The organism is Azonexus sp. MM2026_4 (genome assembly GCF_055901855.1).
Genome location: NZ_CM148380.1, coordinates 940,018 through 959,674 on the forward strand (window position 1 = coordinate 940,018; position 19,657 = coordinate 959,674).

Below are 19,657 nucleotides of genomic sequence, written 5' to 3' on the forward strand. Positions count from 1 at the left end.
TTACTCCTCGGCAACCGCGTACTCGCCGCGGGCAATCTTCTGCATGAAATCGAGCTTCAACAGCAACTTCTTCATCCCCTCGACATCGAGCCGGGTCGTGTTGTGCGAGTTGTAGTCCTCGCCGTGCGCCGTCTGCGTCAGGCGTTGTTCGCCCTGATCCACGTACTTCGAGTAGTTCAGATCGCGACCGTCCGGCGGCACGCGGAAATAGTCACCCATATCTTCCGCACAAGCCATTTCCTCGCGGCTCAGCAGCGCTTCGTAAAGCTTCTCGCCGTGGCGGGTACCCATGACATTCACCGGATGTTCCGGCTTGCCCATCAATTCGAGAACGGCGCGAGCCAAGACATCAACCGTAGCCGCCGGCGCCTTCTGCACGAAGATGTCGCCGTTGTTGCCGTGTTCGAAAGCGTACAGGACGAGGTCAACCGCATCGGCCAGCGTCATCATGAAACGGGTCATCGTCGGATCGGTGATCGTGATCGGCTGACCGTTGCGCACCTGATCAACGAATAACGGAATCACCGAACCACGAGAAGCCATCACGTTACCGTAACGGGTACCGCAAATGACCGTCCCGGTACCTTCCAGATTACGGCTGGACGCCACCATGACCTTTTCCATCATCGCCTTGGAAATCCCCATGGCGTTGATCGGATAAACCGCCTTGTCGGTACTCAGGCAAACCACGCGCTTGACGCCGGCATCAACGGCGGCCGTCAGAACATTTTCCGTTCCCAAGACATTGGTACGCACCGCCTGCATGGGATGAAATTCGCAGGAAGGAACCTGCTTCAGCGCCGCAGCATGGAAAACGTAATCCACGCCACGCATCGCCTGCGCAACGCTGTGCGGATCGCGAACATCGCCAATGTAGAACTTCAGCTTGGCGTTGTTGTAACGCTTGCGCATGTCGTCCTGTTTTTTTTCGTCGCGGCTAAAGATTCGGATTTCTGAAATATCACTATTAATAAAACGTCGAAGCACAGCATTACCGAAGGAACCAGTACCACCTGTAATCAATAAAACGTTGTTAATCATTTTTATCTCCGAAAAAAAATTGGACAACCCTCTGAAACCTGCGCATTTGCAGATTTATGCTCATCGATAAACTTCTTGGCCTCCAAGCCGAAATCATCTAAAAAACTATCACTTGCCTCGGAAACATAAAGAATAACCTCAGCTAATGATTCGAGAGTCAGGTCTCGTGGACGGAAGTAGTATGGTGAATATTCGCGAGGCACCCCGGGGAGGTCGTACATCAAAACGGGCCGACCTGAACTCATATATTCTATAACTTTAGAGGGAAATGAATATTTCGTAAACTCGCCAATTGGCTGCCTTGGATTTATCAGTACAAGAGCCTCTTCCTGAAGCTGTAGAACTTTTTCTCTTTCTAATTGACCGAGAAAAACAATTTTACTATTTTCCGCCGAGCTCTGAGTAACAAAATCTCTACCATCACCATCACCACAAATCCAGAGCTCACAATTAGTAGGATTAGCGAAATTAAACGCTTCGACTAGCAGCTTTATCCCATAACGCAACTCGAGAGTGCCTGTATATAGAATATATCGGCGCTCACCTATTCTCTGCGTCACCATTCTTGGTAGCGCGATTCCTTCAACAACAATAAAGGCCTCACCCCTCCCCCCAATACGTTCAGACATCGCCTCCGTAAGCACCACAAATTTATCAAATCTCTTTACAAGAAAATAAAAAACAAATGCCTGAATTTTCTTTAACAACCCCATGAGCCCTGTTTTATCACTCATAAACTCGGGAAGATCGGGAACAATTATCGCGAGTTGTACTCGCCTACGCATGTAAGAGAACAAAATCGCAGAACAAACAAAAGGCAAGTGAGCAGCATATACAACAAGGTGATCTGCTTTGAAGCCGTATTTCAACAAACCAAAAAAAGAGGAAAAAAAACGCGCTACCGCTTTAAAAACGGCGAGATTAATAAACCCAACCCCAATCAAACGCGTTTTACTAAAAAAAACACCCACCTCACCAGGGAGGTATATTCTTTTAAATCGCCGCGGGAAGGAACCGATATAAGGCAAATTTAAAACAAAAACCTCTCCCGGATAATTTGCATCAAATCCCTGAACAAACCCAATTTGCAAGACATCGGCGGCATATCCAAACTGGCCCAATAGAGTTTTTCAGAAACAACCCCTTATTAGGAGTAGATAAAATACCACCCAAAAAAATCAACCTCACAATATCACCCTGCGCTTAGTTCTGAATGCCGCAACGCACAAACCAGCAACTACCAAAGTTTGACTAACCAAATAGGTAGAGGAAAACAGCCGTGGAAAAAACCATATACCAATGCAAGACGCCAATACCACAAAAACAACTTTATCGCGGTATGAAACAACCAAGGTTTTATAAATCAAATAATGAGAAAAAAATATAGCAACAAAACCAAAAACAATTCCAAAATGCGACAGCAATTCGAGGTAAATACTTATGTGCATAGCTATTTAAATTCTCTACCACCCCCCTCTCACCAAATAAAACCGATCAACACCAATTCCTCCAAAAAAAGGATTTGATTTTATTCCATCGTAAACAGCACCATAAAAATCACCTCGACCCGAATCACTTCCTATAGCGTCATCACTGAAAAGCGCCATCAGTCTGGAATGGGAAAATAGATCGGAAAAATCCGCCAATACACTAAAGTTCGAAAAAACCACCTGCTGCACGATTAAAATCACAGCAATCAATGTGAATAACAGAAAAATTCCGTTTCTAACTGAGTTGCCATACTTAAATACAAACATTACCGAACACACCAGGACAAAAAAAGAAACAACCGCTCCCCGAGTCCCAAGAAAAATCAAAACACCGCCGAAAATCAGAAAGCTAGTCCAAAAAAGCAGCCATCTACCTTTCAGCAAAAAAAACATCGGAACAAAAACAAACGCATAAAACAAATAATAAGACAACTGCATATAGGTGTTCAAAAGAACCCGTTCATCACCCGAATAAACAATAACTCCAGACAACAATACTCCATAGAGTGAAAACAGCAAAAGCGACTTAAGGAGAGAAAAGAAATCCTCCACCATTTGCGCTAACAAAAAGCCTAAAGACCCGAACAAACAGAATCTAATATAATTATCAAGAAAGAAATCTTCTAAATCCCTACCCTGGATCAAAAAGTAAATCGTACTCAATAAAAACACACAATTAATCGCAAGTACAAAAACAAGAGAACCGACGGAAACTTTCTGACGATTCAAAAAAACAAGCCCAAAACTAGCAATTGTAGCCAAAATATACAATGTGATCTGCAGAGCACCTTCAATAGCGAAATAATTCCATGAGACAAACCAAAACCCAACGAGAAATCCCAAAAACCGGCTATCGCTGTTGAAGCTCCGCTCAATATTATTCATTAAAGCCACCGGCATCTGAAATCATCCTCAAGAATATATCCGGGGACGAAAAGTGTTGTGCGCACTCCAACAATCGCTCCTCTGTAAAGTTCCACCATTGAATTTTCAACAGCTTATCGACAACATCTGGAGAAAATCGACTTCGAATTAGTTTCGCTGGCACACCGCCCATAATCGAGTAAGGAGGAACATCTTTTGTAACCACGGAACCTGCGGCAATAATGGCTCCATCACCAATGGTAACCCCTCCTGGAATAATAACTCCGGCACCAATCCACACATCGTTGCCTATATATGTCTTGACATTTTCTCTCACAGAATCATCGACAAAATAATTGATTGCATGCCTATTTTTCGAATAAAACCCGGGAAACGTCGAAACAAATCCTGATGGATGAACACCGAGCCCAATGAAAGAATCGGGCCCAATCGAAACATAACGCCCAATCTCTGCATAGTTTATTCTTGTACGATGAGCGCAGTAACTATATTTACCAAACCGTACATTTTGTAATGTAGCGCCTTCCCATATGAAGGCTCTCCCTTTCAAAACAGGATGACTTATCAGGCATAAGATTGTGGACCAAACCAAAACAGACTTATGCCTCAATCTAGAGAGCACTGTAAGAGAGTTTTCAATTAATGCTTGACGAACAGCTATGGGAATGCACACAAGTATCGCAAAAATCTTATATAGAAAATCTAGCATGGCGACCCAATCCGAATTTTATTAAGAGATATTATATTCAGACAAACCGACCAAAAGCCGCCCAAATAAACCACCTCTTTTAATCAAACCCCTTGCTCTTAGTTAAAAACAAATACGGTTTGCAAACATAAAATATTTGAAAAATATAGCAAAACAAATAAGAAACAACGATTCCATTCAAAAAAACCTCATAACCGAGCGATAGCTCGAATGCGGCCGCTGCAACCAGCAAGGTGAGCAAACATTAGCACGACTTGAAAAACCAAATTGGTTTTTTGGCGATGGTCAGATAATCGTATAACGGCCATTAACCGTTGAACACAAACCTTACAGCAAACATTGGACAGAGCAAAGCAATTATCTTCCCCGTCACCAGCCACTTTTCACCAAAATATATAACAGAAAACTTTTCCGCTGAAATATAAAGCAAAACATATATAAAGACAGAAATCGCCGCCAATACCTTTATTGAAAAAAAACAGCGATTTTCTGTATGACTTAGTTCTAGCGAATTCATCGCTAGCCATTCTCATATAAACTTTATGAACCGAATGAGCGATAATAGTTATCGGAAGAATTAATATCGAAAATGCCATTGAGTAAAAACCAAGCAACTCAACCCCATATATGTACTTTACACAGAAAATCAAAATAGCATATGAAACAGAAGCTATAAAAACAGCAGGTACATAATAAATCAATTGAGATTTAAATTTACTGGCAACATAACAAATACCAGTTCTACCCAATTGCAATATCTGCCTACGCCCTGCAATGCCGACTTTATTCCAAAGAAACACACTGGAAATAGCAGCACCAAAATCTGGCAAAGCAACAATCCCAATGCGGACCATCCTAGGAGACCCAATATAACTTGGAGCACAGAAACGAATATCTGCCGAATGAAAACACCACTAGCTATATCGCTGTAAGCCCTCTCTCTATTCAATAAGGAAACTATAAGATTATTTACCGCCCCGAGCGCCAAAGTAGAGCAACCAGTGCGAGATACAAAAAATCTTCGCCTCGTGAAAGCAAAAACAGCAAAAACAACGACAACAGCGCACATACAAAAATTAACACCCCGACTGAAAGCACGAATAAATTTGCGGACTCGCGCTTATATTCTGCTGTTACGATGGCCTGGTCGTATCCGCCGTGAGAAATGGTATAAAAGAACGCTCACATAAGCAACAATCGATGCATAAAAACCGATTTCGCTAGGAAGATATAACCTAGTTAATATAGGCTGCGTCAAAAAAGAAATAGCCAAAGCCCCCGTTCCGCCAAACGAGGGTAGAGACGGACTTTAGCGTACTCAATTTACTCTGCCAAAACAGCGATCGTATATTTCAATAAATTTTCGCCCCTCATTTTCCCAACACAAAACATCTTGCTTGGGTGGCTTTTTCCAACATCTGATCAAAAACGCCCCCCTTTTTACTTAACCGAACCAACGCATCTGCAATTGTTTTCGGCTCAATATTATCCAAAATCTCTCCAAACCCATATTTCTCAACCAACAAGCGATGTTCGGGAAGATCAGATAGCAGAACAGGAAGCCCTGCCCCGATATATTCGAACAACTTATTCGAAACGGTATATTTAAAATTGTCGCTTATCGGTTCAGTCGCAGACCCACACCTAAATTCGACTTCGATGCGGCAGAAATCAATTCACGAATCTCAACAGGAGAATCAAAACGAACCTTATGCTCAAGATTATTTTCAATAACCAATCTTCTTAGTTCGCCCTCCAAATCTCCGTAGCCGCGTAAAACGAGAACTATATCTTCGCTGATATATTTAGCCGAAAGAATGAAGTTTTCGTAACCACGCCCTCTATAATATTGCCCTTGATAGAGCACTTCAAATTTAGCACTTTTTTGGCAGTTATCTACCCGTTCACGATAAGGGCAATTTGTAATTACTGTAGGTTTTTTTATACCGTAAAAATTGCTCAATAGGTCACTAGCGGAATGACTTACGCTAACCATATGACAAACCCGCCTCGCCAAAAATCCTTCAACATACTTAACAACCTTTTTTATTACTGGCTTTTTTGCAATAGACCCGTTTTCTGTAAATATTTGGTGCGAATCGTAAATAACCCGCGCACCGGTTAATTTGGCAACAACCCAGGAAGCAGGAAGAGTATCGAAATCGTTCGCATGAATCACATCTGGCGAACTTCGATATATCTCCCGTGCAATCAAAACATTTCGGTGAATTTCACGGAAAATTTTTACGGGCAAGCTATAACCAAGTGAAATAAAAGTACTTCGGATATTTAACCAATCTGACGTCAAACTTAACACCCTCAAAATATTCAGGCCTGTAGTTACTATCTATCACCCCGACAAAACAAGTTGATATCCCATTATCCACTGCCATTCTTACCGATTTCTGAACTCTTGGATCTTTTCGTAACGAATTGGTTACAACTATAGTTAGTTTCATGCACGACCTTATTCTGAGCAAACCACTTTACCTAATCGTTGAACGATGAAAATAATCCGCCGCATCAACAATGAAAGTCAATAAATCAAACCCAACACTATTTCATGTTAAGCTATATTATTAATATCGACAAAATAGCACTCAGGTTTAGCTAATCCTGAAAATTCAGAATGCGCAACTAGCAACACTTTCACATCTGCCATTTTTAGCGCTTCATCTAGATTCTTCAGCGAAAATAAATTCATGCAGCTTTGGGGCAGAAGTTCAATATTCGGCTCGACAGCCCAAACAGGCCCAGGATGGATATTTGAAATTTCCTTTGTAATAGCGAGAGCGGGACTTTCTCTTAAATCATCGATATTTGGTTTAAATGCCAATCCCAAACATGCAATGACAACCTCGGACGCTGTTTTTCCAGGATTAGCTTGCAAGTGCTCGGCAACAGCAATTTTTACCTTTTCAATCACCCATCCCGGCTTGCTGTCATTTACTTCTCGCGCTGTCCGAATAAGGCGAGCCTCATTCGGCGTTTTACTTACGATAAACCATGGATCTACCGCAATGCAGTGTCCTCCAACCCCCGGGCTGGGTTGAAGTATATTAACTCGAGGATGCCGATTAGCAAGATTGATCAAGTCCCAAACGTCAATATCGAGCTTATCGCAAATAACGGAAAGTTCATTGGCAAAAGCAATATTAACATCGCGATAGCTATTCTCCGTTAATTTGCACATTTCGGCGGTACGTGCATTTGTGACGACGCAATTGCCCTCAACGAAAGTTTTGTATAGCTTCGTGGCGACTTCTGAACATTTTTTTGTCATGCCGCCAATCACTCGATCATTTTGAACAAGCTCTCGCAAAACATGGCCTGGTAGTACACGCTCAGGACAGTGAGCTACGCGAATATCCGATGCCTCTCCATGAGTCTGCGGGAATGTCAAATCTGGTCGCGCTTCGGATAACCAAGTTGCCATCTGCTCGGTGGCGCCTACCGGAGAAGTAGATTCAAGAATGACAAGATCACCCGGTTTTAAAACAGAAGCAATTGATTTTGCTGCAGACTCGATATAGCTCATGTCTGGCAAATATTCTTCCTTGAAAGGAGTCGGCACGGCGATTAGGAATGCTTCAGCTGCCTCAGGCTTCGTAGTTGCGCGCAAGTAACCATCTTGTACACCAGCACGAACAACAGCCTCCAGATCGGGCTCAATGATATGAACTTTCCCTTGATTTATCGTGTCAACTGCGTGCTGATTTACATCAACACCAATTACCTTAACTTTCCGCGAAGCAAAAACAGCTGCGGTGGGAAGGCCGATATAACCTAGACCGATGATGGAAATGGTATTGAACTTCATGGATCTAATGCCCTTAGAGAGAAAAAGAAAATTTTAATGCTTCAGCTATGCGCCGGCATGCATAACCGTCGCCATATGGATTGTGCGCCATGGCCATGCTTTGATATGCAAGAGGATCTTTAATAAGCTTAGTAACCTCGGCACATATTTTTTCAGAATCAGTACCAACTAAGCAAACGGTACCAGCAGCTAAGGCCTCTGGGCGCTCAGTGGTATCTCGCATTACCAATACAGGTTTACCGAGAGAGGGGGCCTCTTCTTGAATTCCACCAGAATCGGTTAGTATGATGTAGCTGCGATCCATCAAATATACAAACGGCTCGTAATCCTGAGGCTCAATCAGATGAACGTTTGTATAGCCTCTCAGTAATCGAGTTACAGGTTCCTGAACGTTAGGGTTTAAATGAACGGGATAAACAATATCGACATCTGGATATGCGGCAGCAATCGAACCAAGAGCTTCGCATATTCGCTCAAAACCTCCTCCGAAATTTTCCCGCCGATGCCCGGTAACCAATATTAGTTTTGCGTCATTTCTGATAAATGAAAATTTATGAGCAAAAGCGTCTTTAATGACATCACTGCTGCGAATTTTTTCGATCACTCGAAATAAAGCATCAATTACAGTATTCCCCGTGACATGTATGTCATCTAAATTAACGCCTTCGCGAAGCAAATTCTGTTTCGAAATTTCAGTTGGCGCAAAATGCCAACGGGCCAAGACACCTGTTAGTTTCCGGTTAGCCTCCTCTGGCCAAGGAGAATAGAGATTTCCTGTACGCAAACCTGCTTCGACGTGACCAACATCAATTCTTTGATAATAAGCCGCGAGACTGGTTGCAAAGGTGGTTGAAGTATCCCCGTGAACTAGCACTACATCTGGTCGCCACAGCGAAAATATGTCACGCATCCCGAGCAACACCCCCGAGGTTATATCGGACAAATCTTGGCCTGGTTTCATTAAATTCAAGTCAAAATCCGGTTTAATATCAAACAATTCCAGCACCTGATCCAGCATTTGTCGATGCTGTCCGGTGACCGCAACGCGGACAACAAAACTCTCTATATTTGCCTGCAAAAATTTTACAAGCGGCGCCATTTTTATTGCCTCTGGGCGCGTACCGAAGACAAGCAGGACACTGATTGATTTCATCACTTTTATTATTTCTTGAATTAAATAACCGAAGCGGTCTTAAATGGCAAGGATGCTTAAAATATCAAAAATTATTCATTTTTGGAGCATCCAGTATTAGGTAGAAAAGCTACTCATTGCCCCCCTGACATTCTTGCTTTAGCGATTCGATCTCAATTTTTAGCTGCTCGTATTCCACCATCTTTCGATTTAGGAATCGAGCTGTCAACGCGCTCTTTTCAGCGATGCCAGCAGGCGTCAACAGATATGAATAAGCCAATTTATTGCGACTGGCGTGAAAATTCTGCAGCTTGATCAAGCCCTTGTCTATTAGGGCCCGAACGCAAAAATTCGCCTTGCCCAGACTTACCCCTAAAATTTGCGCTAGCTCGCGCTGAGACAACTGCGGATTTTCCTGCAACAGGCGCAGGATGCGAAATCTCACATCCTCTTGGAGAGCCTGCTTTCGCTCCGTCATCATGTAGTCGCCTGTTCAAAAATGAATGGATTGTAGCCGGGTAAGCAAAGTGGATAAAGCCCTAAGTGCAAAATTAGTTTCCGAACGAGATCGTTGTACAATCGACCGTTTTTCGTCAAAGCCCCCCAATGTTTCAACGAATCCTTACAGTCTGCGTCGGCAACATCTGCAGAAGCCCCACCGCGGAGATACTGCTGCGCGCAGCACTCCCGGAACCGAAGCATCAAATATCCTCGGCTGGCGTAGGCGCGCTGGTTGGCAAAGGTGTCGAAGCAACGGCGGCCAGCCTGCTGAAAGCCCACGGCCATGCCACTGACAAGCATGCGGCACGCATGTTGACCCGAGACATGCTGCACCATGTCGATCTCGTTCTGGCTATGGAAAAACCACACATTGAGCATATACTCTCGATCGCGCCAGAAGCCCGGGGTAAGGTGTTCCTGCTCGGCAAGTGGCAAAACGAACGCGAGATCGCCGACCCATATCGTCGTGGCGAAGCCGCCTTTGCCCTGGCCTACGATCAGATCGCCGAAGGCGTTGCCGCCTGGGCTGCCCGCATTAAACGTTAACTGACCTGTACCGACACATGCAAAATCAGACTGTGCTCAAAACCGAAGCGCCGGAAGGCGATCAAATCGACTTGCTCGGCATGCTTGGCACGCTGATCGACAACAAATGGCTGATCATTGGCGCCACCGTGACTTCTATGGCCGCCAGCCTGGCCTATGGCCTGCTGTCTACGCCGGTCTACAAGGCCAACGCACTCGTCCAGGTGGAAAAAAAGTCCAGCGGCCTTACCGGTCTGGATGACCTCGGCGCCGCCCTCGGGCGGGAGTCCAAGGCAGTGACGGAAATCGAGCTGATCAAGTCGCGTACCGTGGTTGGCAAGGCGGTCGATGAACTGCATCTGGACCTGATCGTTTCCCCCAGGTATTTCCCGCTGATTGGCAAAACGATTGCTCGCCGCTTCACGCCAACAACCGAAAAACCGCTCAACGAAGCCTGGTTGGGCCTTGATTCCTATGCTTGGGGAGGAGAAGAGCTGCTACTGGAACAATTTGAAATTCCAGCCAGCTTGCTGAATAAGCCCTTGCTGCTGCGCCTGACGGCGAGAGACGAATTTGTCGTGCTTGATGATGACGAAAACGAACTGTTGCGGGGCAAAGTCGGGCAAACGATCGAGCAGAACGGCTTTTCTGTGCTCGCGGAAGAATTCAAGGCCCGCGTTGGGACTGGCTTTTTCGTTGTCAAAAAGCCCCGCTTGGAGACCATTCTCGGGTACCAGCAGATGCTCCAGGTATCTGAGCGCGGCAAGGATTCCGGCATCCTTAATCTTGCCCTCGACGGCATCAATCCGCAGAAGATCACCACGATTCTCAACGAGATCAGCCAGCAGTTCGTGCGCCAGAACATTGAGCGCAACTCGGCGGAAGCAGCCAACAGTCTGGTCTTTCTCCGTGAGCAACTGCCCAAGGTCAAGGAAGATCTGGATCGTGCCAGCAGCGAACTGAACACTTACAAGAAAAAATACGCGTCAGTTGACATCAACGCCGAAACGCAAGGCGTGCTGCAGCAATCAATCGCCCTTGACGGCCAGTTGACCGAATTGAAGATGCAGCAGGCCGAACTAGATAGGCGCTTCACCAAGCAACACCCCACCTACAAGGCGCTGCTGCAGAAAATTGGCGAACTCAGCCAAAAGCGGGAATATCTTTCCGGCAACATCCGCAACCTGCCGGAAAATCAGCAGCAGATTCTCCGCCTGACCCGAGACGTTCAGGTCGGCACGGAAATCTATTCGCGTATGCTGAACAAGATGCAGGAACTGGATGTAGTCCGCGCCGGGACCATCGGCAACGCCCGCATCATCGACGAAGCAGCGGTGGATACCCGGGCGCCGGTCGCTCCCAAGAAGGCCTTGATCCTGGCCGTCGGCACCCTACTCGGTGCCTTGCTGTCGTCCGCCTTCGTCCTGGCGCGGCGCGCCCTCAACCGTGGCGTGGAAAATCCGGAAGACATCGAAAAGCTTGGCCTGCCGGTGTACGCCACCGTGCCGCTCAGCGAAACCCAGCGCGACTACGAAGAAGCGATCAAACGCCTGCGCAAACGAGGGGAAAACGCCAGCGATCACGTTCCGCTGCTTTCCGAAGCCCACCCGCATGACCTCGCCGTGGAAGCGCTTCGCAGCCTGCGTACCAGCCTGCATTTCGCCATGCTGGAGGCCACCAACAACCGGATCATGATTTCCGGCCCCAGCCCCGGCATCGGCAAATCCTTCGTCTCCGCCAACCTGGCAGCCATCATTGCCCAGAGCGGACAGAAGGTACTGTTGGTCGACGCGGACATGCGCAAGGGTCACCTCCACCGCATGTTCGGCACCGGCGTCGAAAACCAGGGCCTTTCCGGCCTGCTAGCACGCGATTTCAGCTTCGAACAGGCAGTCCACGCGACCAACGTGCCTGGCCTGAGCTTTATCCCGCGCGGCCAGATTCCGCCCAACCCCTCCGAGTTGCTGCTGCACCCGAACTTCAAGGCTTTCCTTGAGGAAGCCAGCAGACGCTTCGATTTAGTGATTGTCGACACCCCGCCACTGTTGGCGGTGACCGATGCCGCCATCGTTGGGCGCTTAATGGGCACCAGCCTGATCGTCACCCGCTTCGGCGTCAACCCGGCGCGCGAGATCGACATCACCGTCCGCCGCTTTGCCCAGAATGGCATCGCGATCAAGGGCGCCATCTTCAACGGCCTGGAAAAACGCGCGTCGGCGTATGGTCGTTACGGTTACGGCGGTTACGGTTATTATCAGTACGAGTACCATAGCAACAAGAACACCAAGTCCTGAGGCTTGGGTATTCCATCTATTTATCCTAGAATTCATTTTCCAACCATCCTGACGGAGTCTCCTATGCGTAAAATCCTCCCCTTGCTCGTGGCCGCCGTTTTCGCCACCTCCACCGCCTTTGCCCAAGCTCCGGCACTGACCCCGGAAAAGCGTGCCGCCCTGAAGGCGAAGCTGAACGCCGACATGGGCGCTGATGCTGGCTGCCAGACGGTCACCAACCAATGTCTTGGCAAGTATGGTCTGGTCAGCCAGAAGGACGCCGCCGGTCTCTTCGAACTTTCCGATGACGCTGTCGCAGCCGCGCTGACCGAATCCGGTTCCCTCGGCGCCGCCGGTACCGCCGGCGTCAGCGCAGGCACCGTCGGCATCGTCACCGCGGCATTGGTCGCGATCCTTGCCGCTAGCAGCGGCGGCAATGGCAGTAGTGGTACCGGCACGACTGGCACCACTGGCACCACTGGCACCAGGTAAACTCACCCTCCTGCAATTCAAAAATACCTCTGCGGGCAGCCGCAGAGGTTGCTTCTTGTATTCCTGATGATCAATCAACGTCTCTTCGCTATTTCCGCATTTTCCTTCCTACTCCTCGCTGGATGCGCCTTGGCGCCGGGGCAGCATTTTGGATCGTCGTCGTTTCTCGGTACGCCGACGGCGGATAACGGGGACATCGAAGTCATTCCGATCACCCCGAAGCTGCTCGCGGTGCAGAAATCCACAGCGGTTCCGGCGGTTTCGACTGCCCTGCCGGAAGAGCTACTGAAGTATCAGCCGGCGCCTTACCGGGTTGGCGTTGGCGATGTCCTCCAAGTGATCGTCTGGGACCACCCTGAACTGAGCGCCCCTGCCGGTCAGCAGCAGCAGACGGAAGCCAACGGGCGCCAGATCCGCCACGACGGCACGATGTTCTTCCCCTTCGTCGGCGCCCTGCCCGTTGCCGGCAAAACCATCAACGAAATTCGTGACGCCTTGGCCAAGAAGCTTGCGGCATGGGTCGAAATGCCCCAGGTCGACGTCAACGTCATCCGTGTCAACAGCGCCAAGGTCACCCTGTCCGGCGCCTTTGAGCGCCCTCAGGAACAAGCGATCACCCAGGCACCGCTCACCTTGCTGGCCGCCATCGGCAATGCCGGCATCAAAACCCAGGATGCGGACCTTACCGCGTTGACGCTGAAGCGTGACGGCAAGGATTACCCGATCGACCTCGACGCCTTGAGCCGTGGCCAGACCAACCAGTTCGACAAGGTTTTCCTCAAGGCCGGTGACCACCTTCACTTGGCCTACAACGACAGGCGCAAAGCCTATGTCCTCGGCGAAGTCACCCGCCCCGGCAGTTTGGTCTTCAAGACCAGCTCACTGCCGCTCTCCGACGTCATCGGGCAGGCGGGCGGCATTCGCCAGGATACGGCCAACGGCGATGCCGTCTACGTGATCCGCGGTGCGGTGGGCGACGTACCGGCACCGATCAAGGTCTATCAACTCTCCGCGCGCTCCCCGGTTTCCATGGCGCTGGCGTCGCATTTCGAGGTACAGCCGCAGGATGTCGTCTTCGTCGGTCCGGCTGGCATCGTGCTTTGGAACCGCTTCCTGTCGCAATTGCTGCCGACGGTCCAGACGTTCTATTACGGAACGATCAGCGCTAGAGAATTCCGGGACAGTCAGTAAGGCCATGAACCTCGCTGTTCTGGCTTTGCTACCGGGGTTGCTGCTCGGTCTATCCGGCTGCACCCAACTGGGGCAAGCGACCATCGAGACGCTGGGCGAGGCTGTCACTTCCCGCAGTGCCAAAACTCCGGCACAGGCTGAAATTGACGCCACTCCCTTCGCCAAGCTCTGGCTGGAGATCCCCGAACTCGGCTCGGCCATCATGGTGCTTGGCCGGAGCGTGGATAACCGGCGCTTCTGGGCAACCTCATCGCAGCAAGTTCTGGTCGAGAGCGATGGTTTGGTCGTGCGCAGCACCGGATTGCCACAGAACCTTACCGCCAGCCGTTGGGAGAATTTCAATCCTTTCGCCCACGGCCTGCACCGCCTGCCGCAAAACGCCACGGCCGCTCGTGTTGTCGACTGGATGCCGGGTTACTACGCCGGCGTTCGCCTGCTGACTCGCTATTCGCAGCCTCAGGTCACCGCCATCGACATCGGCGGCGTTTCAACGCGCGTCATGTATGTCGAGGAGTATCTGGTAGCTGAGCCGCCGGCCAGATTCCGGGCGACCAATTATTTCTGGGTCGATCCGGACAACGGCAAGGTGCTGCGCAGCGAGCAGCAATTGACGCCGGTCCAGCGTATCCGGACCACCTTGCTCAAATCCTGGTGGGGGCGTTGATGCGCAATTGGTCACTCCTGCGCCACGGTCTGCTTTCCGCCCTGCTCTCTCTGAGCGCAGCTTGGGTTCAGGCCGCCCCCCAGATCGAAGTCGGGATCCAGGGCAAAGTCCAGTATCCTGGAAAGTACACCCTGCCCGAAGGTTCCCGCCTGCTCGACCTCGTCTTGCCGGCCAGGGCGCTTGCCGACGCCTACTTGCCTGGTGCCGCCTGGTTGCACCAGGACAGCATGCTGGCGCAACGCAAGCTCAAGGCGGGCTTGTTGTTCGAACTAGGCTCTCATCTCACCGCAGCCGGCTTGCAACCCGCCGCAGGAGAAACCGTTGCCCTGTTGCAGCGTTTGCGTACCTGGATCACCGCGCAACCGGTTTCCGGCCGCCGCCTGGTGAGCATGGACCCGATCGATATCGAACTGCAACGCCAGAACAACCAGTTCCTGAAGAACGGCGATGTGGTGCGTTACCCCGCCCGCCCGACCTGGGTCATGGTGGTAGGCGCAGTACAAGCGCATTGCCGGATTTCCTTCACCCCGCTGATGCGCGCCAGCGACGCGCTCCAGACCTGCCCCCGCCACCCTGCCGCCGACCCGGACTGGATCGACGTCATCCAGCCGGATGGCCACCTCACACGCATCGGTATCGCGGCCTGGAACAACGAACCTTCACCGCAACTGGCACCTGGCGCTTTTATTCTGGTTCGCGTTGCCGGTTCCAACGGCATGGACGCAAGTGGGCTGAACGCCGATCTAGCAAATTTCATTGCCACCTTCCCCTTGCCTCTGGAAGAAGCAGGCCAATGACGCTGCGCGCCCTGTTTCTGGCGGTTCTCGCCGCCTACTCCGCAAACGGCCTCGCCAACGTGGTGCCGCCGACACTCGGCGATTTTGGTGGCGCCGGCTTGATGCAAACGCCCTCAGCCCGGATGCTCCCTTCTGGCTCGGTGGCAATCGGCACCTCGAAGGTCGAACCCTACGGCCGTCTGGCCATGACACTGCAGCCTTTTGACTGGCTTGAAGCGGTTTATCGCTACACCAGCGTTTCCACAGTCAAGTATGAAGCCGATCCCACCGGCAAGCAAAGCAACAAGGACAAAAGCTTCGACCTGAAAGTGCGGCTGAACGAAGAAAGCCGGCATCTGCCGGAAATCTCCGTCGGCTTGCGCGACATCGGCGGTACCGGGCTTTTCTCCGGCGAATACATCGTCGCCAACAAGCGTTGGAACGACCTCGATTTCAGCCTTGGCTTGGGCTGGGGCTATCTGGGCAAACGCGGCGATATCGAGAACCCACTGGGCTGGATTTACAGTGGTTTCCGGAACCGCCCCACAAGCGGTGGCGACCAGGGGGGCAAGGTCGCTCTCACGAGTTTCTTCCGTGGCCCAGCCGCGCTGTTTGCCGGTGTGCAGTGGCAAACACCGTGGAAACCCCTGATCCTCAAGCTGGAATACGAAGGCAACAACTACAAGAATGAAACCGGCGGCCCCACCGTCAAGCAGGACAGGCCTTTCAATATCGGCCTGACTTACCGCCACAGCGACTACCTAGCCTTCAATATCGGCTGGGAGCGCGGCAACACGCTCCTTTTCGGGATCAACTTCACCGGCGATTTCAGTCCCCGCCGCGGCGTGCCGCGCAAGGTTTCCGATCCGGCGCCGGTGCCGGTCCGTCCGGACAACAGCCGTCCGGCGATCGCCAACGACTGGCCGGAGATCGTTCGGCAGATTGAGGACAATGCCGGGATCAAGGTACAAAAGATCACTCGACGCAACCGGGAGCTGGTCGTCAGGGGCGAACACAAGCGCTATCTCTACACTGCTGCCGCACTCGGCCGTACGGCCCGTATCGTCGACGCTCAGGCCGCCGCCGATATCGACTGGATCACGCTTTCGGAAACGCACAGCGGCGTGCCGGTGGTTGAAACCTCGATCAAGCGCGACACCTTCCGCAAAACCCTGCAACAAGACGCCTCCCTCGGCGATTTGAGGCGAACCGTCGAACAGGTCAATGCCCTGCCGCGGCGTGAAGAGGAGCTGTACGCAAAAAAGGATGAAGTCGAATTCGACTGGGGTTTCGCCCCCGGCTACAACCAGAATCTGGGCGGGCCGAATGCGTTCGTGCTGTATCAATTAACCGCCAACCTCGATGCTCAGTTGCGTCTCTCGGAAAATACCTGGATCGATGGCTTGATGAGCTTTAACTTGTACAACAACTTCGACAAGTTCACGTACACGGCCCCGAGCAACCTGCCCCGCGTCCGGACCTATCTGCGGGAGTACATGATCAGTTCCGACGTGATCATGCCGCGCTTGCAACTGAATCACGTCAAGCGCTTGAACAGCGACTGGTACGCCATGGCCTACGGCGGTTTCCTGGAATCGATGTATGCCGGCGTCGGTGGCGAAATCCTCTATCGTCCGCTGAACAGCAACCTGGCCCTGGGTTTCAATCTCAACTGGGTCAAGCAACGGGGCTTCAAACAGAACTTCTCCCTGCGCGATTACTCGGTCGTGACCGGCCATGCCTCCGCCTATTTCCGGAATTTCGTGCCGACCGTGGCGCCCGGACTGAATCTGACACTCAGTGCCGGTCGCTACCTGGCCAAGGATCTGGGCGTGACTTTCGACGTTTCCAAGGAATTCGACAACGGTGTCCGCATGGGCGCCTGGGCGACTTTCACCAACGTCTCTGCGGCACAGTTCGGCGAAGGCAGCTTCGACAAGGGGTTTTACCTGTCGCTGCCCTTCGACCTGATGACCACGGCGTCAACGCGGCGCTGGGCGAATATCGTCCTGCAACCGCTGACCCGCGATGGCGGCGCACGCTTGAATCGTGGCCCGACGCTCTACGAAATCACCGAGGGACGCAACGTGGATTTCTTCCACAAGAACTTCTCAAGCATCCTTCAATAAAAAATCCATGCCCCAATCGACATAGGGAGGAGCCATGCGACCTACCTCAATTGCGGATGGAGTGTCAGCTTTACGGCATTGAATCTGATTGAGGCCTCGACAAGAAACAGGGAATTCACGGATGATGTCGATGGCTTCAGATTGGGATTCAAGCGGGGACATTGTCGTAGTGAACAAAACGCCCCCTGCCAGGGTTGATGCAATTTCCCTGAGACGCAACCAGCGGGCCGCTTTAATCGAAAAATATGAAACAGCCCCCCCCGACTAAATGATCTACACCGCCTATAGCCTGAAAATTGACAGCGCCCTGCTATTGCCAGAGCTGCCTTTTCTGGATGGGGGCAACCATTTGCCCGATGTCAGCATCCGAGTCGAGGCAGTGCCCCCCGATGGCCTCCCGGATGGCCAACAGCTAGGGCCTTTCCTGTGGACCTCCCCAACCCAGCTCTGGTTGCAGGTGCCCCATGTCGCCCGTTTTTTGGTCAGTCATGGCAACGAAATCCTCATCGACCCAGCCCCCGGGATTGATGAAGACAGCCTGCGCGTCTTTCTGCTCGGTTCAGCCTTTGGGGCCCTACTTTTCCAGCGCGGCCATCTCGTTCTGCATGGTAACGCCATCCGCATCGGCGACCAATGCATGGTTTGCGTCGGCCACTCTGGAGCCGGCAAGTCCACGCTGGCGGCCGGGTTCCTGAAACGCGGTCACGACATTCTGGCCGACGATGTCGTGCCGGTTGATGCCGAATGCCGCGCGCTGCCCGGCTTTCCTCGCATCAAGCTGTGGCAGGACACGGCAAGCCGGCTCGACATCGACACCCAGGAACTGCGGCGCATCCGCCCCGAGTTGGAGAAATTCAATTATCCGTTGCCAGACCGATTCACCGACCGGCCGCTGCCCATTCGCTGGATCTATATCCTCGGCAGTCACCAACAACCCGAGATCCGGTTCGAACCCATCGGCGGCATGGACCGCCTACAGCCGCTGCACGCCAATACCTATCGGGTGCGTTTTCTCAAGGGCATGGCCCTGAAAGCCGAGCATCTCAAGCTCTGCGGCAAACTGGCGGGAAAGATTCGTCTGGTCCGAATCACCCGCCCCGAGCAAGGCTTTGCATTGGACGCCCTGATCGATCGCATCCTGACCGACATCGCCGAGACCCCCTGAGCCATGGGCGGTATTTACTGGCTGGCCTCCTACCCAAAATCCGGCAACACCTGGTTTCGCACCTTCATGCGCAATCTTGTGGAAGACGGCGCGCAACCCGTCGACATCAACGACCTCTCGACCGGCAGTATTGCCGGCGCGCGCGGCTGGCTGGATGAAGTACTCGGTTTCGATACCGCCGAGCTGACTCCCGACGAGGTCGAGCGCCTGCGTCCGGAGGTCTATCGCTGGTCCTTGCGAGAAGAGGAGATCAGCTACCACAAGATTCACGATGCCTACATCTCCACTACGGACGGCGAACCGCTGATCAGCCACGAAGCCACGCTGGGCGCCCTGTACATCCTGAGAAACCCACTCGATGTCGCACCTTCCGCGGCCAACCACTGGCATTGCAGTATCGATCAGGCCATCGAACTCATGGGCGACCCGAAAATGGCGCTCGCATGTTCGCGCAAGTCCTTGCCTAAACAGGTACGGCAAATACTCCTCACTTGGTCTGAGCATGTACTAAGCTGGGCGGATGCGCCCGACCTGAATTGCCTGGCGATTCGCTACGAGGACATGCAGGGCGACCCCATGACTACCTTTACCCGCGCTACGACCTTTTTGGACTTGCCCGCCGATCCAACCCGAATCGAGAAAGCCATCCGCTTCAGCGATTTCCACGAACTGGCGCGCCAGGAGGTGGAAAAAGGCTTCCGCGAACGCCCGCAACATACCGAGCGCTTCTTCCGCCAAGGCAAAAGCGGCGGCTGGCGCGACAAGCTGACGCCCGAACAGGTCGAACGCATCGTCGCCGATCATGGTCCGGTCATGCGCCGCTTCGGCTACCTGGACGCCGCCGGCAAACCGCTCTGAAGCCGG

Annotated in this window: 18 protein-coding genes and 1 pseudogene; 9 read left to right on the forward strand and 10 right to left on the reverse strand. The window is 51.5% G+C overall.

Translation table 11 applies throughout. The features are described 5' to 3' along the window. From AC0KWY_RS04390 to AC0KWY_RS04435, 10 genes and pseudogenes are all read right to left on the reverse strand, one after another. Positions 1–1,041, reverse strand: coding sequence for a polysaccharide biosynthesis protein (locus AC0KWY_RS04390; protein ID WP_474028431.1), 1,041 nt, complete (start codon positions 1,039–1,041; stop codon positions 1–3). A gap of 2 nt (positions 1,042–1,043) precedes the next feature. Beyond that, positions 1,044–2,162: a glycosyltransferase gene (locus AC0KWY_RS04395; protein WP_474028432.1), complete on the reverse strand. Its 1,119-nt coding sequence runs from the start codon at positions 2,160–2,162 to the stop codon at positions 1,044–1,046. Between the two features lie 342 nt (positions 2,163–2,504). Then, positions 2,505–3,431: an O-antigen ligase family protein gene (locus AC0KWY_RS04400; protein ID WP_474028433.1), complete on the reverse strand. Its 927-nt coding sequence runs from the start codon at positions 3,429–3,431 to the stop codon at positions 2,505–2,507. A gap of 70 nt (positions 3,432–3,501) precedes the next feature. Continuing rightward, positions 3,502–3,714 (reverse strand): annotated as a pseudogene (locus AC0KWY_RS04405) (CatB-related O-acetyltransferase); the annotation flags it as partial. Between the two features lie 794 nt (positions 3,715–4,508). Beyond that, positions 4,509–4,979 carry a hypothetical protein gene (locus tag AC0KWY_RS04410; protein WP_474028434.1) on the reverse strand — a complete coding sequence of 157 codons (471 nt, stop codon included), beginning with the start codon at positions 4,977–4,979 and terminating at the stop codon, positions 4,509–4,511. Between the two features lie 516 nt (positions 4,980–5,495). Then, positions 5,496–5,711, reverse strand: coding sequence for a hypothetical protein (locus AC0KWY_RS04415; protein ID WP_474028435.1), 216 nt, complete (start codon positions 5,709–5,711; stop codon positions 5,496–5,498). A 32-nt stretch (positions 5,712–5,743) separates the two neighbouring features. Then, positions 5,744–6,379, reverse strand: coding sequence for a glycosyltransferase (locus AC0KWY_RS04420; protein ID WP_474028436.1), 636 nt, complete (start codon positions 6,377–6,379; stop codon positions 5,744–5,746). Positions 6,380–6,691: 312 nt separating this feature from the next. Beyond that, positions 6,692–7,945: a UDP-N-acetyl-D-mannosamine dehydrogenase gene (gene wecC / locus AC0KWY_RS04425; protein WP_474028437.1), complete on the reverse strand. Its 1,254-nt coding sequence runs from the start codon at positions 7,943–7,945 to the stop codon at positions 6,692–6,694. A gap of 13 nt (positions 7,946–7,958) precedes the next feature. Further along, positions 7,959–9,098, reverse strand: a complete 1,140-nt coding sequence (wecB, locus tag AC0KWY_RS04430; protein ID WP_474028438.1) for a non-hydrolyzing UDP-N-acetylglucosamine 2-epimerase — start codon at positions 9,096–9,098, stop codon at positions 7,959–7,961. Positions 9,099–9,207: 109 nt separating this feature from the next. Further along, positions 9,208–9,558 (reverse strand): MarR family EPS-associated transcriptional regulator, encoded by a 351-nt coding sequence (locus AC0KWY_RS04435; protein WP_474028439.1) that lies wholly within the window; start codon positions 9,556–9,558, stop codon positions 9,208–9,210. 125 nt (positions 9,559–9,683) lie between these two features. Here AC0KWY_RS04435 and AC0KWY_RS04440 point away from each other — a divergent pair, with 125 nt between their 5' ends. From AC0KWY_RS04440 to AC0KWY_RS04480, 9 genes are all read left to right on the forward strand, one after another. Further along, positions 9,684–10,124, forward strand: coding sequence for a low molecular weight protein-tyrosine-phosphatase (locus AC0KWY_RS04440; protein ID WP_474028440.1), 441 nt, complete (start codon positions 9,684–9,686; stop codon positions 10,122–10,124). Between the two features lie 17 nt (positions 10,125–10,141). Beyond that, positions 10,142–12,397: a polysaccharide biosynthesis tyrosine autokinase gene (locus AC0KWY_RS04445; RefSeq protein WP_474028441.1), complete on the forward strand. Its 2,256-nt coding sequence runs from the start codon at positions 10,142–10,144 to the stop codon at positions 12,395–12,397. A gap of 63 nt (positions 12,398–12,460) precedes the next feature. Further along, positions 12,461–12,868 (forward strand): hypothetical protein, encoded by a 408-nt coding sequence (locus tag AC0KWY_RS04450; RefSeq protein WP_474028442.1) that lies wholly within the window; start codon positions 12,461–12,463, stop codon positions 12,866–12,868. A gap of 66 nt (positions 12,869–12,934) precedes the next feature. Continuing rightward, positions 12,935–14,059 (forward strand): polysaccharide biosynthesis/export family protein, encoded by a 1,125-nt coding sequence (locus AC0KWY_RS04455; protein WP_474028443.1) that lies wholly within the window; start codon positions 12,935–12,937, stop codon positions 14,057–14,059. A gap of 4 nt (positions 14,060–14,063) precedes the next feature. Continuing rightward, positions 14,064–14,723: a YjbF family lipoprotein gene (locus AC0KWY_RS04460; protein ID WP_474028444.1), complete on the forward strand. Its 660-nt coding sequence runs from the start codon at positions 14,064–14,066 to the stop codon at positions 14,721–14,723. Beyond that, the gene (locus AC0KWY_RS04465; RefSeq protein WP_474028445.1) at positions 14,723–15,520 is read left to right on the forward strand and encodes a capsule biosynthesis GfcC family protein; all 798 of its coding nucleotides are present in this window, start codon (positions 14,723–14,725) and stop codon (positions 15,518–15,520) included. Before AC0KWY_RS04460 ends, AC0KWY_RS04465 begins: the two co-directional genes overlap by 1 nt. Then, on the forward strand, positions 15,517–17,628 hold the full coding sequence (locus tag AC0KWY_RS04470) for a YjbH domain-containing protein (RefSeq protein ID WP_474028446.1): 2,112 nt from the start codon (positions 15,517–15,519) through the stop codon (positions 17,626–17,628). Before AC0KWY_RS04465 ends, AC0KWY_RS04470 begins: the two co-directional genes overlap by 4 nt. A gap of 268 nt (positions 17,629–17,896) precedes the next feature. Then, positions 17,897–18,793 carry a hypothetical protein gene (locus AC0KWY_RS04475; RefSeq protein WP_474028447.1) on the forward strand — a complete coding sequence of 299 codons (897 nt, stop codon included), beginning with the start codon at positions 17,897–17,899 and terminating at the stop codon, positions 18,791–18,793. Positions 18,794–18,796: 3 nt separating this feature from the next. After that, positions 18,797–19,651: a sulfotransferase domain-containing protein gene (locus tag AC0KWY_RS04480; protein WP_474028448.1), complete on the forward strand. Its 855-nt coding sequence runs from the start codon at positions 18,797–18,799 to the stop codon at positions 19,649–19,651. The last annotated feature ends 6 nt before the right edge of the window (positions 19,652–19,657 follow it).

Excerpts from the sequence above, each read along its gene's own strand:
- AC0KWY_RS04390 (WP_474028431.1), bottom strand. The coding sequence starts at position 1,041 with ATGATTAACAACGTTTTATTGATTACAGGTGGTACTGGTTCCTTCGGT.
- AC0KWY_RS04400 (WP_474028433.1), bottom strand. The coding sequence starts at position 3,431 with ATGCCGGTGGCTTTAATGAATAATATTGAGCGGAGCTTCAACAGCGAT.
- AC0KWY_RS04410 (WP_474028434.1), bottom strand. The coding sequence starts at position 4,979 with ATGGTCCGCATTGGGATTGTTGCTTTGCCAGATTTTGGTGCTGCTATT.
- wecC (WP_474028437.1), bottom strand. The coding sequence starts at position 7,945 with ATGAAGTTCAATACCATTTCCATCATCGGTCTAGGTTATATCGGCCTT.
- wecB (WP_474028438.1), bottom strand. The coding sequence starts at position 9,098 with ATGAAATCAATCAGTGTCCTGCTTGTCTTCGGTACGCGCCCAGAGGCA.
- AC0KWY_RS04435 (WP_474028439.1), bottom strand. The coding sequence starts at position 9,558 with ATGATGACGGAGCGAAAGCAGGCTCTCCAAGAGGATGTGAGATTTCGC.
- AC0KWY_RS04440 (WP_474028440.1), top strand. The coding sequence starts at position 9,684 with ATGTTTCAACGAATCCTTACAGTCTGCGTCGGCAACATCTGCAGAAGC.
- AC0KWY_RS04445 (WP_474028441.1), top strand. The coding sequence starts at position 10,142 with ATGCAAAATCAGACTGTGCTCAAAACCGAAGCGCCGGAAGGCGATCAA.
- AC0KWY_RS04450 (WP_474028442.1), top strand. The coding sequence starts at position 12,461 with ATGCGTAAAATCCTCCCCTTGCTCGTGGCCGCCGTTTTCGCCACCTCC.
- AC0KWY_RS04455 (WP_474028443.1), top strand. The coding sequence starts at position 12,935 with ATGATCAATCAACGTCTCTTCGCTATTTCCGCATTTTCCTTCCTACTC.
- AC0KWY_RS04460 (WP_474028444.1), top strand. The coding sequence starts at position 14,064 with ATGAACCTCGCTGTTCTGGCTTTGCTACCGGGGTTGCTGCTCGGTCTA.
- AC0KWY_RS04465 (WP_474028445.1), top strand. The coding sequence starts at position 14,723 with ATGCGCAATTGGTCACTCCTGCGCCACGGTCTGCTTTCCGCCCTGCTC.
- AC0KWY_RS04470 (WP_474028446.1), top strand. The coding sequence starts at position 15,517 with ATGACGCTGCGCGCCCTGTTTCTGGCGGTTCTCGCCGCCTACTCCGCA.
- AC0KWY_RS04475 (WP_474028447.1), top strand. The coding sequence starts at position 17,897 with ATGATCTACACCGCCTATAGCCTGAAAATTGACAGCGCCCTGCTATTG.
- AC0KWY_RS04480 (WP_474028448.1), top strand. The coding sequence starts at position 18,797 with ATGGGCGGTATTTACTGGCTGGCCTCCTACCCAAAATCCGGCAACACC.